Genomic DNA, 14081 nt, shown 5'->3' on the forward strand with positions numbered 1-14081 from the left:
ACAGCAAAAAGCCAAACCAATCGTTGATGAATTGTATCAATGGTTGATAAAGCACAAAGATAAAATCCCACCCCAAATGGCGCTAGGTAAAGCAATTACCTATGCGATAAACCAGTTTGAGAAATTCCGACGTTACCTCGATGATGGCAGGCTCAGTATTGATAATAACCGAGCAGAGCGAGCTATAAAACCGTTCGTAATAGGGCGAAAAAACTGGTTATTCTCAAATACCTGCAAGGGTGCACATGCCAGCGCCATACTTTATAGTCTTGTTGAAACCGCAAAGGCAAATGATCTTGTAGTGCATGACTACATCTCAACGTGCTTGCAACATATTGCAGAGCAGCCAAGTAACCTTGAGCCACTGCTACCTTGGAATATTAAGCAAGGCTAGGTGTCGTTAGCTATACGCTTACTCTGTAGTTGCTATATCTCTGCGGACTTTTTCATCTATATAGATTAATGAGCGAATGATTTCTAAGTTGGCAATTGGTGTGCCATTTTCTGTAACAACCCCATTGACTTCTGGGCTTAAAAATACTTCTTTTTTCTTTCTGAACCAGCTAAACATATCTGCTCCTTGAGTAACGGCTGGAAAAACAATAACACAGGTAATCCATTTAATGCATCAAAGTTTTATGAGTGGAATAAGGCTATGTTTTTGATCAGTCCACTGAGCTAAAGGTGTTTTTGAATTGGTAATAATGGGTGATAAGTCACTAAGCGAAATCGAATTTAAAAATGCTTGGTTATTAGTCAGTACCACCCATTGCGATCCTAAAAGACTGCTGCTGTAATTAAATTTCAGCATTGATTTATTAAAGCGCTTACTGTGTATTTGTAGCACAGGCATTAAATCTATATGGTTATTGGATATATGTAGGATCAGTAAACCATCGCGTGTTAGTCGCTGCCAATAAAGTGCAAATGCTTCTTCAGTCAGTCAGTAAGTGAGTTGGAATTACATCACTAGAAAAGGCATCAATGATCAATGCATTCATCAATGGTGCTTTATTATTTACTTCTTCTGTTAAGGTTATTCTACCGTCGCCAATGGCAACCTCAATTTGTGCAGAGCTATCTGCTAAATATGAAAAATAATTTAGCGCCATGTTATAAACCGCAGGATTAAGCTCATAAAAACGGATTTTATCATGTTGATCGCCAAACTTTGCTAATACACCTGCCCCTAAGCCTACAATGCCAATGTTTAAATCTTGCTGACTTTTTAGCGCTGACAGTGATTTTGCAATGCCAGTATGTTGATGGTAATAGCTGTTTGTGAGCTCCGTTTGTTTATTTAGAGGCTCTGAACCATGAATTGTGGTGCCGTCGATTAAACGCCTTTCAGCGAAACTTGCGGTTGTTATGTCTTTTACAGTGACATACCCATAGAAGTTTCTCTCAGAGGCTAAATTGTATTGATTGAAATTAATAAAGAGGTAACCGTAACTTGCCCCCCAAACAATCAGCGTGGCGAGTAAAGCGGTTTTATAAAGCGTTGATAGGCGCTTTGTTTGTGTGAATTGTGTATAGATAAATAGCATGAGTAATGCAGCTAACGCGACAATATATTCTGTTATTTGTTCAAATAGCATAGGAGCGAGTATTGCACTGAGTAAACTACCAAGCACACCACCTAAGGCTATATATAAGTAAAATACTGTAAGCAGCGAGCTATCTGGCGCGAGCTTACGCAATTCACCATGACAAATCATAGAAACAGTAAATAAAATAAAACTATAAATTAACAGCTGGGCTAGGGCATTAAATTGGCTTCCGAGGAAAACATAATAAGCCCTGCAAATACGCTAAGCATAAGTAAATATGTCCAATGAGCGCGATTATAGTTTTTTGCGGCAGCAAAAGTATAACTGAAGGTCAGCAAATAAATTGCCAATGGTAATGCCCAAATCAACGGCATGGGCGGGATGTTAATGCTGATCATCTGCGTGGTTGCAATTAACATAATTGAACTGGTTGCAGAGAATGCAATCCAAAGTAAGTTAGGTTTGATCAGCAAGTTAGTTTTTGGTTTTAAAATTATTTGCTTTGTAAGCTGACCATGTTTAAACAAAACATAAATCAAGCACAGCAACAGCGCACTGTAAGTAAATAACCCCGTTTTCCAATAGTGCTTTTGTTCATTGATTGAAAATGCCACTTCAAAAATAAAGGGGTAGCTTATTAGAGCTATCAGTGAGCCTAGGTTAGAAAGTGAATACCAATGGTATGGTACTTTTGCATTGGTTGATTCAATATACCAACGTTGCAAAAGCACGCTGGTGGCACTAAGCAACATAAAAATCAGGCCTACTTGGACAAACAATTTGGCGATCACCGACCAAGTCGGTGACAGTGATAAAAAAACAGTGAAATCAAAATCACTGAAGGTGATCATAGTGGCTAAAACTATTAATAATGTATGAGTGAGTAGTTGTTGCTTGAGTTGATAACGGCTTAACAAATGGGCATATAAATAGCCCAGTAAGAGCATGCTTTGATAAAACAACAGACTGCTTGACCACACTGAAGCGCCACCACCAAACTCAGGCAGTAGTTCTTTTGATAAGATAGGTTGAATTTGAAATAGCAAAAACGCGCTAATAAAAATAATGAATGTAGATAATATCCGTTGCATCTTTTTTATTACTTAGTAACAGGTGCACGAACCATCAACTTAACTAATGAAGTCAGCAATGTAATAACCCTTGAGTTTATCTTAATAAAATCTTAAGCTATGATTTATATATATTTATTGGAGTTTTAAGTGACTGGGTTTCGTATAGGGAATTTTACTGTTGATGTTAGTCGGTGTAAAATTTCATCCGTTGAAAGTGAACAAGTTGTCGAACCTAAGGTCATGGATGTACTCCAATTTTTGTACTCCAAACGGGGTAATGTCGTTAGCCAAGAAGAAATTTTTGCAGCAGTGTGGCCAAATTCAGTATTTAGCCCAAGCAATGTGCAGCGCAATATTGCACTGCTGAGAAAAGCATTAAATGAAGATTCTAAAAATCCCAAATTCATTATTACCCACCCGAAACGGGGTTATTGCCTTGCACTTGATGAAGAGAAACCACAAACAGTAACGAGAGCAATACTGATTTTTACGACTGTAATACTACTGTGTTTAATTGGCGGCTGGCTGAGCTTGGATCAAGAAGCAGTAAAAACAGATTTTTCGGTACTGGTGCCTATTACGTCAAATGAAGCAAATGAATCCTATCTGTCGCAATCTCATAACGGCAAGTATCTAGCATTTGTTCGCGGCGATGATAACAACCAGCATATTTGGCTAAAAGAATTAGCGACAGGGAAAGAGGTACAGTTATCCCAATATCCATCGACCTACTCTAGTCTAGGGTGGAGTGCGGATAATCGTGCATTGGCTTTTATAGAAAAACAAAATGATATTAGCCAATTAGCGTATTTTAATCTAGATATGGTAAATCTAACGAGTTTAAATTATGCTAAGGTACTGGAACTTAAAGAATATTTAGTTACTAGCCAGCAATTACAATGGACTAATAACAATCAGATTTACTTTATTGAACAACGAAAACACAAAAATGACACACAACTTTCGACAGTCAATATAGAAACCAAACAAAAACAGGTAATTAAAGCCTCTGATGGGCAAGACTGGTTAAAGTTACATGCGTTGTCGCCAGATCAAACGCAATTAGCGCTTGGTTATGAAGCAGGACAAAATAACTACCGTATTGAAATACTGAATTTAACGGATAATAGTAGCAAAGCAATTGCCGTTATCGAAGATGGTATTCACGGGCTTAGTTGGCATCCAAGCGGTGAATACTTGCTGATAAGCAACACCAATAACCTATTACTTATTGATCGCCAGGGTAACTCAACGGATATCGCTTTTAATAACTATAAAATTATTCGTGATGCCAAATTTACACCCTCTGGTGAGGAGATTTTGATGGAATTGGTGAATGTTGATGTTGATATTTTACGTGCAACAAATACGGCCCCTCAGCAGTATGAAAAAATTGTTGATACCTCGTCGGTTGATTTTTTACCGGTGTTTTCAGCTGATTCAACTAAGTTTGTATTTGAATCCCATCGGTTTGGTTTAAAACAGTTATTTTTATATGAGCAAGGTAAACAAACGCTGATTTTTGCAAACCCAAATAATGAAGAGTTGTTTGGGGTGGTTTGGTCAAAAAATGGTGAAGAAGTGATCACGGCAAGTAAAGATAAGTTATTTCGAATAGCTTTAAATAGCGGCGATTATCAACAAATACCCCATCTTCACCATTCATTTTATCTCAGAGAAAAGTTTAATAATGAAGAGGCTATCTTGGTTTCATATCGCTCTGACGATGGCGTTACATTTCATCCTGCAAAACTAGATTTACAAACATTAAGCTTAACACCATTCACAGGCCAAGGAGAGCGATTGGCTTGTTATGCAATGGCTTTAGATAAACACGATCAGATTTATTTTTCTAACAACAAACAGGTATTTCGACTTGATCAAGATGGCAATTTTGCTCAAGTATGGCACGCAGATGATAGTGATATTATTGGTCTGGCGGTCGATGAGCAAACATTGAACATTACCTCAGAGCAGGAACAGGGCTATCAGCTCACTCAGCTTAATTTACAAAGTGCCCGCTCAGAAATACACCATATCGAGAATGAGAAGGGTAATATGCTAATTAATGCCTCGCACGATAGTACACAGTTTTTGTATCTCACTGAACCGAAAAGAACACGCACCTTGGTAAGGCTGCGATAGTCTTGAAACACTTATTTATACCCAAGATTCACAAGGTAAGGGCATATCAGCGTGATAGTTAAATTCGGGACTTTTAACCCATACACCTTTACTTGATTGTAAAAAATAACCTTCTTTAGAGTTGGGCGAGCGCGTCGCTATCACCATATCAAGCAAACCTTGGTCGAGTTGTGCTTTGAGTTGATTAGTGGGTGCGCAACTAATTTGTAAATCAAGGTGTGCTATATACTGATGTAATAAAGCCACAATTTTAGGTAATACAGTCCGTCCCTGCATAATCGTCTGGGCAGGCTAAGCGTACGCGGGTTTGCCCTCCTCCGATTTTAAGTTGTTTATAGGCTTCATCATGTAGTGCTAATAATTGTTTTGCGTAGCTGGCTAAGTGAACGCCACTTGAGGATAGTACAAGCTGTCAGCCTTGTTTGACAAACAATGGATTATCCAGCTCTTGTTCGTGCTTTTTCATTTGCATACTCACTGCCGATTGGGTGCGGCATACTTGTTGAGCAGCGCGAGTAAAACTGCCTGTTTCAACAAAAGTGCAAAAAGTCTCTGCTTTGATTGATGCTGAACTACAGGTATGGGATTCATTAGCAATTTGTGAATACATCAATGATGCTTATCTATCTAATGCAGCCTGGCCTACGGATAGTGTGCAGCGAGCAATTGCTCGTAGTTTAAGTGCAGAAATGCATTCAAGCTTTATGGCGCTGCGTAATGAAATGCCAATGAATATTCGTGCAACGCGTAAAGTTGAGTTATCGGCGGCGGCGAAAAAAGATCTCGCCCGTATTGATGAAATTTTTGCTACACAACAAGCACGTTACCCAAATGCGTGGTTGTTTGGTGAATTTAGTATAGCTGATGCTATGTATGCGCCTGTTGTACTTAGATTAAAAACCTATCAAATATCATTATCCACTGCCTCTGAGCACTATTGTCAGCATGTTTTAAGTTGTCCTACATTACAACAGTGGATCATTGGATCAAGTAAAGAAACAGATATTGTTGCTTGCGATGAAGCGGGGGTTGATGTTATTTAAAGTAACTTGCCAAGCGCTAAAGTTATGAGGATGTATGGAACAGATTAAATTATCACACCAAGCTGCTTTAAAGCGGTTAGAGAAGTTTAGTCGTTTTACCGACAGCAGTATTGGTATTCCTTTTACTCGGTTCAAGTTTGGCGTGGAGGCCCTGATCGGTATTCTACCTGGTATTGGCGATTTGGCTGGGCTTATTTTATCAAGCTATGTTTTGTTTGAAGCCCAGCGCTTAGGAGTCAGTAAACGTATAAAATTACGGATAGTGATCAATATGCTGATTGATTTTTTTGGTGGCCTAATTCCGCTTGTCGGTGATATTTTTGATGCTTACTTTAAAGCAAATACCCGTAACACCCGATTGCTAAAAAATTATCTAGCAAAGCAACAACAATAAACAAGTTAGTTGTTATCGCTTTGGAAAAAATATTCTGCAATCACTTGCTTTTGTTGGCCAAATTGGTCTGAAATGCCAATCCCTATGCCGACTATTTTCCCTTCTGCTCGAGGCGGTTTAGCCTGCATTTGTTTATTTAAAATAGCCAGTTTAGGGCTTTTTTCGTTTGCTAATAAGGTTAGGTGAGGTTGAAAGTTTTGAAATACATTAGGACTACCATAGCGTTCAAACGCCATGAGTTTATTCGGATAGTTTTTAACCCAATCGGGTATGGCGGTATTTGGGTCACGTAATGGCTCTATCGCCATTGTTACTTCATCCGATAGCCTTTGCAGCTTTGATGAATACTGTAAGTTAATAAACGCCCAATTACTTTGTGTCACAGTAAAGCCTTGTGCTGTTATAGCAAACGCTTGATGCTGCTCGGTGATAGCTTTTACCGCACGTTTAATTGCCTCCTCAGACCCTTCAGTAAAATCAGTTAAATACAAAGTAGCGTGCACTGGCTTGCCTTTTTCGTAAAAACTGATCATTCCTTGTTTTTTTAAGGCATCACTGGTTTGCTCAACTAGATTAATGATTGGTTTTGAAGGAATTGCAAACACATTAATGCTGATACTCTTTGCAAATAAGGGCAGGGGTATACTTATTAGGGCAATTAAAGAAACAAGTAAAAGCTTTGGTCGATTTCTAACAGATAATTTCAGCATGGCTTTAGAATTTTATTTACTAAGTACAAAGATGGTAAAGTTTATTGCTCAAACAGTAAATAAAAGGAGATAGATTGCAGTAAATAGTTAATTTTTGCCTTATGCATATTAATTAAACTTACGAAATAAAGAACAGCCAACAACGAGAGGTTGCCTAGCGGCTATCCACTTTTACATTCTTGCTAAAAGCCCGTACAATTCGCCTCGTTTTTAATTGTGTTAGCCGCATTTTAGTAAGGTAAATAATCAAATTTTTATGCATCAAATAGCCGATCTGATATCTATTTTTGAAACTATCTTTTATCAAAGCCATAATACGCGTTTGATCAAAGGCGTGCATGAGCCTATTTACACGCCAGCTAACGCTGATACGCCGTATCATCAAATTGTGTTTGCGCATGGTTTTTATGCCAGTGCACTGCACGAAATAGCTCATTGGCTGGTGGCGGGAGATAAGCGTAGGTTATTGGAAGATTATGGTTATTGGTATTGCCCAGATGGCCGTGATAAAGCGCAGCAAGCTGAATTTGAAGCGGTTGAAGTAAAGCCGCAGGCCATTGAATGGGCGCTTAGTGTTGCTGCCAGTTTTGAGTTTAATGTCTCGGTCGATAACTTAAATGGTGAGCAAACCTGTCGATTTGATTTCCAGAAGCGTGTACATCAACAGCTTCTACAATTAATAAAAAATGGCTTTAATCCTCGCACTACTGCTCTTTTAAAAGCGTTAAGCGATTTTTATAATACGCCATGGCCTTTAACTGCCACACAGTTTGTATGGCAACATCCTCAGGAGTTCAGTAATGCAGTTTAAGTTAGGGCTAATTGTAAACCCAGTAGCGGGGTTAGGTGGTAGCGTAGCACTTAAAGGCAGTGACGGTATGGCTTACCAAGCAATAGAGCTCGGTGCTGAGCCTAAAGCAAATTTGCGCACCAAGGCCGCGCTTGAGGTGTTATTGCCTTATAAGGATCTGCTTAGCATTTACACTGTTAATGATGCAATGGGCGAGAATACGGCCAAAGAGCTTGGTTTCGCGACTGAGGTTATTTATCACAGCGAGCGTTCGACCACGAGTTCAGATACTGAGCTTGCCGCTCAAGCATTTCAGCAACTGGGCGTAGACCTAATTTTATTTGCCGGTGGCGATGGCACAGCCCGTAATATATGTCACGCAGTGGCAGACACAGTGCCTGTACTGGGTATTCCTGCGGGCTGCAAAATTCACTCGGGCGTGTATGCTATTACCCCAAAAGCAGCAGGTCGAGTTGTTGAAATGCTAGTTAAAGGTGAGTTAGTAACCCTAGCTGATGCGGATGTGATGGATATTGACGAGGATGCGTTCCGCCTAGGGACAGTAAAAGCAAAACGTTACGGCGAAATGCAAGTGCCCAGTGAAGTACGTTATGTACAAGCGGTTAAAAATGGCGGTAAAGAAACCGACGAATTGGTGCTGGCAGATATTGCCGCGCATGTTGTTAGTGAAATGGAAGAAGACACCTTGTATGTGATGGGGAGTGGTTCAACGGTTGAGGCCATCATGCAAGAAATGGGGCTTGAAAATACCTTGTTAGGGGTTGATTTAGTTGAGAATCAAAACTTAGTTGCACAAGACTTAACAGCGCAACAGCTATTAGCAATTACCTATGCACGCAGCACTAAATTAGTGATCACGCTAATTGGTGGGCAAGGCCACATTTTTGGCCGGGGTAATCAGCAATTAAGCCCCGCACTCATTCGCGCTATTGGTAAAGACAATATTATCGTTGTAGCTACCAAAACTAAATTACAGGCCTTAAATGGCCGACCGCTGATTGCCGATACCGGTGATAGCGAATTAGATGATCAATTAAGCGGTTATATTCGGGTAACAACCGGATTTAACGACCATGTTATGTACGCTGTGGGTCACCAAGATACCCTGCAAGCACAGGAGAAGTAAAAGTGAGTTTAGTAAATTATATTGATGCAGCCCAACAGTATTTTGATGACTTAGTGATCAAAGCTACTGATGATGAGTTATTTGCCGGTGGTTATTTACGAGGCCATTTTGATTTAGCGGTAGGTTATGCGCAAGTTGAAGAACTGAACCTTGAAATTGATGAGCTTAACGAAACCGTTGAAAAAAGCTTAGTGAAAGCGTATCGCAACGGCGAGCTTAATGAAGAAGACAAAACCCTTGTCGTAAGATTATGGGATGAAGTAAAAGCTTTGGCTTAATATTCAGCTCATGCACAAAAAACGGCTCTTTAGCCGTTTTTTGTGCGCTCGATATAATAACGTCCCTAAAAAGAGTGTTTTCTATTCACTTAAAATTTACCTAAAGCAGCATTTACGGTAATGTAGCTAAGTATTAATTCTAGGGAACAAGCGAAATGAATAATAACAATGATGCAGCAATGCCGGTAGGGCTAGTTGCACGATTTTTAAACGTTGTAGAGCGGGTGGGCAACAAGCTACCTGATCCGGCAATTATCTTTTTATTTGCCATGTTACTAATTTGGTTGTTGTCATGGTGGTTATCGGGTGTCAATTTTGACGCTATCGATCCGCGTACTGGCGAAGCCATCATAATCAATAATATGTTAGCAAGTGACTCATTAGCCACCTTTTTATCGTCAATGGTAAAAACCTTCACTGGCTTTGCGCCATTGGGCGTGGTGTTAGTGGCTATGCTAGGTGTAGGTGTGGCTGAACATTCTGGTTTTATCAATACCGGTTTAAAGTTACTGCTTAAAGTAACACCTAAGCAATTACTTACCCCTTCAATTATCCTCGTTGCTATTGTCAGCCATACCGCAACTGATGCGGGTTACGTGTTAGTTATTCCACTAGCAGGGGTTATTTTTTATGCCGCAGGACGTCATCCACTTGCAGGTATTGCCGCCGCCTTTGCTGGAGTAAGTGGTGGCTTTGGTGCTAATTTTATTCCATCAGGGATCGATCCATTACTGCAAAGCTTTACCCAAAGTGCAGCCCAAATTATCAACCCAGCGATGTCGATTAACCCGCTTAATAACTGGGGCTTTGCTTCAGCATCAAGTTTATTTATTGTGATGTTAGGTTGGTATATCACCGATAAAATTATTGAACCACGGTTAAAAAATACCGAGTTGGATGGTAACAAAGAAGACTTACCTGCGTTTGAAGATGCCCATAGCGACGAAAAACGTGCCTTTTTTATTGCAAGTGCAGTAATGGTCGCAGGCCTTGCATTATTAGCGTTTGTGTCAGCGCCTGCAGATTCAGCAATGCGCAGCGCTGATGGCTCGCTAACTAACTTTCGCTCGCCTTTAATGCAATCTATCGTGCCGCTAATTTTTCTACTGTTTTGGATACCTGGTGCAGTTTATGGTTTTACCGTCGGCACCTTTAAAAGCTCTAAAGATATGATAGATGCCATGAGCAAAGCAATGAGCGGCATGGCGTATTACATTGTAATGGCGTTCTTCTGTGCCTTGTTTATTGCAGCCTTTAGTAAATCTAATTTAGGCGCATTATTGGCAATTGAAGGGGCACAGCTGTTAAAAGCCATGCAATTACCGAGTGCGGTAACCGTTGTTGGCATTATCTTTTTAACAGGTTTTGTCAACTTGTTTGTTGGCTCAAGTTCAGCTAAATGGGCGCTGTTAGGCCCTGTATTTGTACCTATGTTGATGCAGCTGGGGATTTCACCGGATCTAACTCAAGCGGCATATCGGGTAGGGGATTCCAGCTCAAATATCATCACGCCATTAATGCCGTACTTCCCGCTGGTCGTGGTGTATTGCCAAAAATATGTTAAAGGCACCGGTATCGGCACGCTCATCGCGATGATGTTACCGTACTCAATCGCCTTTTTAATTGGTTGGAGTTTATTTCTACTCGGCTACTGGGCACTTGGTATTCCGCTTGGATTAGATGCCAGCTATGTATACCCGGCATTAGCGCCTTAATATAGAATAACCTCATCATAAAAGTGATAAGGTTTTCTAGTCTGAGGCAACACTTAACTATTTACTAAAATTAATTTAAATATTAATCACTATGGATCCATTTTTTATGAAATACAGTTTTATTATACTTAGTTTACTATTGAGCGGTTGTGTAACTACACATAACCCAATCCCCGAGGGTTACACAGGCCCATTAAGCACAATCGACGACAGTTTCAAAATATCGAGTTCTCAAACTGCAGGCATGTTTTATATCCAAAAAGTAAATGGAAAAGATGTTGTAAACGCCTATACGAAGAGCTATAGCGCATCTAGTGGTCAAAATGGTGCACTTAATACTCAAGGGTATTCACATCGGTTGCCAGCAGTAAAAACTAAGTTATTATTATCGGGTGAGATCATGCATGGGGCACCTGTTGGTTACCTGTTTAATTCAGATGCAAATTATGTTGTTAGTGGCGAAATAGAGTTTCTGCCTGAAGTAAATAAACACTATTTGGTTTCTGGTGAATTAAATAAACAGCGTTCAGCAGTGTGGATTGAGGATATTAATGGCGATATTGTTTCACAAGTAGTTGTACTTTCAGAAGGTAACACTACGCCAACGATTGAGTCTACGAACTCATTTATAGCAAAAAACACTGATACAACTCGTTCATCGCATGGTGTGAAAAAAGATAAACTAGCTTTATTTTCAAATATAAAGGGAGGCGAAAGTCTTGATTTAGTGTTAGCTAAAATAGGGGAGCCTGACTCAATTGTTTATGATAAAGGCAATTTTTTTACTATGCGCCGAAGCCACTTTGAATATGTTTATAACGAGTTAGGTAAAATTCAATTTACTGAGCGTGATAAACAAGCTGGGTATGTATTAAGGGTATTTCCAAATATTTTTGATGGTAGCACGCAATTAACCAACCAGCTTGAATCTTCAGGGCTCACTTTGCAGCATATAGCCAAAGAATATTATAAAAGAGACGAACTCTCAGAGTTGGAGCTAGATAAAGTTGCTAGTGCTATTTGGAAAAATCGTTATCAAGAAGATAGCTATACTATTGATGCTGTAGCTTGGTTAATAAAAGTCATTGGGAAACAAGGTAATAATCGATATTATAGTCTGCTCAATACATTAAATGATAAAAATGAATATGACAGTAAAATTGTTCGTTATGCTAAGAGTAACCTCGAGCAGCTAGAACCATCAAGTGTAAATCAATTTAACCTGCGGCATTAATCTTAACGCAGAATTGACTTATAGCTGACGACTTACGCTAAAATGGCACAAAAAAACCTTGGCACTTTCATGCCAAGGTTTTTTACTAAAGAGTCGTTGCTTACTTAGCGGTGAAGCTTACTGGGCGACGTTCTTTACGAGGACCGCTACGCTTATCACCGCGTGGGCTGTCATCTTTATTAAAGCTGCGTTTCTTATCACCAGCTGGGCGTTCGCTACGCTCAGGGCGCTCAGAAGCTGCTTCAGCTTTTGTTAGTGTCATTCCCATTGGGCGTTTACAAATAAACACTTTTTGGAAATGATCAAGTACATCTTTTGGCATGTTTTGCGGTAATTGAACCGTACTGTGATTATCGTGTAAACGAATGTCACCAATAAACTTGCTTGAGATATCAGCTTCGTTAGCAATTGCGCCAACAATGTTCTTAACCTGAACACCATGCTCGCGGCCTACTTCGATACGGTATGTATCCATAGGGCCTGCATCACGGCTGTTACGCTCGCGAGGTTTACGCTCAGCGCGTTCACCACCACGTTCGTTACGACGACCACGATCACTACGCTCATTGCGAGGATTACGTTCGTTACGTTCACGCGGTTGAATCTTAACTTCTTCAACTTTAATAGGTGATTGTTGCTGTGCTAAACACAATAACGCACCCGCAAGGTCTTCAGGAGCAAGTTCAAGCTTTTGCGCCATGTTAGCAGCAACTTCATTGAAGAAAGTAATGTCTTTGTTTTCAAGCGCGATAGTAAGCTTAGCTTGTAACGCTGCAATACGCTTTTCTTCAACAATTTTAGCCGTTGGTAATTCAACTTGTGCAATATCTGAATTTGTATGACGAATGATATTTTTAAGTAAATAACGTTCGTTATGTTTTACGAAAAGAATCGCTTTACCAGTACGACCAGCACGACCTGTACGGCCGATACGGTGAACGTAGGCTTCAGAATCTTGTGGGATATCGTAGTTGATAACAAGGCTTAAACGGTCAACATCTAGACCACGTGCTGCAACGTCTGTTGCGATAACAACATTTAGCATGCCACTTTTTAAGCGTTCTACTGTGCGTTCACGTGCTTGCTGGTTCATGTCACCGTTAAGTGGAGCTGCAGAGAAACCTTCGCGCTCTAATAACTCAGCAAGTTGCACTGTATCGTTACGTGTACGTACGAAAACAATCGCACCTTCATATTGTTCAGCTTCTAAAAAGCGAACAATCGCTTTGTTTTTGTGTACGCTGGCATTCCAAAACACTTGCTCAACAGATGATACCGTTGAGTTACGCGCAGAGATATGAACCTGTTCAGGGTTATTCATATATTTGCTGCTGATGTTTTGAATTTGCTTAGGCATGGTCGCAGAGAAAAGGCATGTTTGCTTTTCACGCGGCGTTTTTTCCATGATGTTTTCAACATCATCGATAAAGCCCATACGTAACATTTCATCGGCTTCATCAAGTACGAGTGCTTGTAAGCTGTCAAACTTGATAGTGCCACGATTTATGTGATCGATTAATCGACCTGGAGTAGCTACAATGATCTGAGCGCCACGACGAAGTGCGCTTAATTGAATGCTGTAACTTTGGCCACCGTATAGTGCTAATACTTCAACACCACGAGTACCTTTTGCATATTGTTCAAATGCCTCAGCAACTTGGATCGCAAGCTCACGTGTAGGTGTGAGTACAAGGATCTGTGGCTGTTTCACAGACGGGTCAATATTATTTAGTAACGGCAGTGCAAATGCTGCGGTTTTACCTGTACCCGTTTGTGCTAGTCCCAGTACGTCCTTTCTTTCTAGCAATAACGGTATACATTGAGCTTGGATTTCAGATGGTGTCTTGTAACCCAACTCTTCAACTGCCTTCAAAATTGCAGGAGAAAGATTTAGAGATTCAAACGTGACTGGTTCTGACATTAATACGCCTCAACGAATTTAAAGAGGCGCGCATTATATAGGATTTACGAGGCAAATGCTTGTATAAATTGAAACTAATTT

At 40.1% G+C, this 14081-nt stretch carries 16 protein-coding genes; 9 read left to right on the plus strand and 7 right to left on the minus strand.

Annotated elements, in window-relative coordinates; genetic code table 11:
• A partial coding sequence (locus HHO47_RS10300; protein WP_169020234.1) for an IS66 family transposase occupies positions 1-394 on the plus strand: 394 nt, incomplete at its 5' end.
• Positions 395-412: 18 nt separating this feature from the next.
• Here the strand turns inward: HHO47_RS10300 and HHO47_RS10305 are convergent.
• The 3 genes from HHO47_RS10305 to HHO47_RS19355 all read right to left on the minus strand — a co-directional run bounded on the left by HHO47_RS10305 (position 413) and on the right by HHO47_RS19355 (position 2641).
• The gene (locus tag HHO47_RS10305) at positions 413-571 is read right to left on the minus strand and encodes a hypothetical protein (RefSeq protein WP_169020235.1); all 159 of its coding nucleotides are present in this window, start codon (positions 569-571) and stop codon (positions 413-415) included.
• A gap of 364 nt (positions 572-935) precedes the next feature.
• Complete coding sequence (locus tag HHO47_RS19350; RefSeq protein WP_248290979.1) at positions 936-1718, minus strand: hypothetical protein; 783 nt, start codon at positions 1716-1718, stop codon at positions 936-938.
• Between the two features lie 41 nt (positions 1719-1759).
• Positions 1760-2641 (minus strand): hypothetical protein, encoded by an 882-nt coding sequence (locus tag HHO47_RS19355; protein WP_248290980.1) that lies wholly within the window; start codon positions 2639-2641, stop codon positions 1760-1762.
• Between the two features lie 129 nt (positions 2642-2770).
• Here HHO47_RS19355 and HHO47_RS10315 point away from each other — a divergent pair, with 129 nt between their 5' ends.
• A complete protein-coding gene (locus HHO47_RS10315; RefSeq protein WP_169020236.1) occupies positions 2771-4768 on the plus strand; it encodes a winged helix-turn-helix domain-containing protein in 1998 nt (665 codons plus the stop codon).
• 15 nt (positions 4769-4783) lie between these two features.
• On the opposite strand, the gene HHO47_RS10320 is transcribed toward HHO47_RS10315, so the two are convergent.
• Both HHO47_RS10320 and HHO47_RS19775 read right to left on the minus strand, forming a co-directional pair.
• Positions 4784-5044: a hypothetical protein gene (locus HHO47_RS10320; protein WP_169020237.1), complete on the minus strand. Its 261-nt coding sequence runs from the start codon at positions 5042-5044 to the stop codon at positions 4784-4786.
• Between the two features lie 136 nt (positions 5045-5180).
• Entirely contained in the window at positions 5181-5378 is a 198-nt protein-coding gene (locus HHO47_RS19775; RefSeq protein ID WP_169020238.1) for a helix-turn-helix domain-containing protein, read from the minus strand.
• Between HHO47_RS19775 and HHO47_RS10330 the strand changes: the two genes are divergently transcribed.
• Both HHO47_RS10330 and HHO47_RS10335 read left to right on the plus strand, forming a co-directional pair.
• Positions 5308-5811, plus strand: a complete 504-nt coding sequence (locus HHO47_RS10330; RefSeq protein WP_348981649.1) for a glutathione S-transferase — start codon at positions 5308-5310, stop codon at positions 5809-5811. The two genes, HHO47_RS19775 and HHO47_RS10330, sit on opposite strands and share 71 nt — an antisense overlap.
• 34 nt (positions 5812-5845) lie before the next feature.
• Positions 5846-6205 carry a DUF4112 domain-containing protein gene (locus HHO47_RS10335; RefSeq protein ID WP_169020239.1) on the plus strand — a complete coding sequence of 120 codons (360 nt, stop codon included), beginning with the start codon at positions 5846-5848 and terminating at the stop codon, positions 6203-6205.
• Positions 6206-6210: 5 nt separating this feature from the next.
• Here HHO47_RS10335 and HHO47_RS10340 read toward each other — a convergent pair whose 3' ends face one another.
• Positions 6211-6810 (minus strand): 2'-5' RNA ligase family protein, encoded by a 600-nt coding sequence (locus HHO47_RS10340; RefSeq protein ID WP_348981650.1) that lies wholly within the window; start codon positions 6808-6810, stop codon positions 6211-6213.
• A 361-nt stretch (positions 6811-7171) separates the two neighbouring features.
• Here HHO47_RS10340 and HHO47_RS10345 point away from each other — a divergent pair, with 361 nt between their 5' ends.
• The 5 genes from HHO47_RS10345 (at position 7172) to HHO47_RS10365 (ending at position 12079) form a co-directional block, all read left to right on the plus strand.
• A complete protein-coding gene (locus HHO47_RS10345; protein ID WP_169020241.1) occupies positions 7172-7726 on the plus strand; it encodes an elongation factor P hydroxylase in 555 nt (184 codons plus the stop codon).
• Positions 7716-8852, plus strand: coding sequence for an ATP-NAD kinase family protein (locus HHO47_RS10350; RefSeq protein ID WP_169020242.1), 1137 nt, complete (start codon positions 7716-7718; stop codon positions 8850-8852). Before HHO47_RS10345 ends, HHO47_RS10350 begins: the two co-directional genes overlap by 11 nt.
• 2 nt (positions 8853-8854) lie before the next feature.
• Positions 8855-9130: a YfcL family protein gene (locus tag HHO47_RS10355; RefSeq protein ID WP_169020243.1), complete on the plus strand. Its 276-nt coding sequence runs from the start codon at positions 8855-8857 to the stop codon at positions 9128-9130.
• Between the two features lie 155 nt (positions 9131-9285).
• On the plus strand, positions 9286-10845 hold the full coding sequence (locus HHO47_RS10360) for an AbgT family transporter (RefSeq protein WP_169020244.1): 1560 nt from the start codon (positions 9286-9288) through the stop codon (positions 10843-10845).
• Positions 10846-10951: 106 nt separating this feature from the next.
• Entirely contained in the window at positions 10952-12079 is a 1128-nt protein-coding gene (locus HHO47_RS10365) for a hypothetical protein (protein WP_169020245.1), read from the plus strand.
• Positions 12080-12179: 100 nt separating this feature from the next.
• Here the strand turns inward: HHO47_RS10365 and HHO47_RS10370 are convergent, their stop codons facing one another.
• The gene (locus tag HHO47_RS10370; RefSeq protein ID WP_169020246.1) at positions 12180-14000 is read right to left on the minus strand and encodes a DEAD/DEAH box helicase; all 1821 of its coding nucleotides are present in this window, start codon (positions 13998-14000) and stop codon (positions 12180-12182) included.
• Positions 14001-14081: the final 81 nt, after the last annotated feature.

This window comes from Pseudoalteromonas arctica, assembly GCF_012927645.1.
Taxonomy (GTDB): domain Bacteria; phylum Pseudomonadota; class Gammaproteobacteria; order Enterobacterales; family Alteromonadaceae; genus Pseudoalteromonas; species Pseudoalteromonas arctica_A.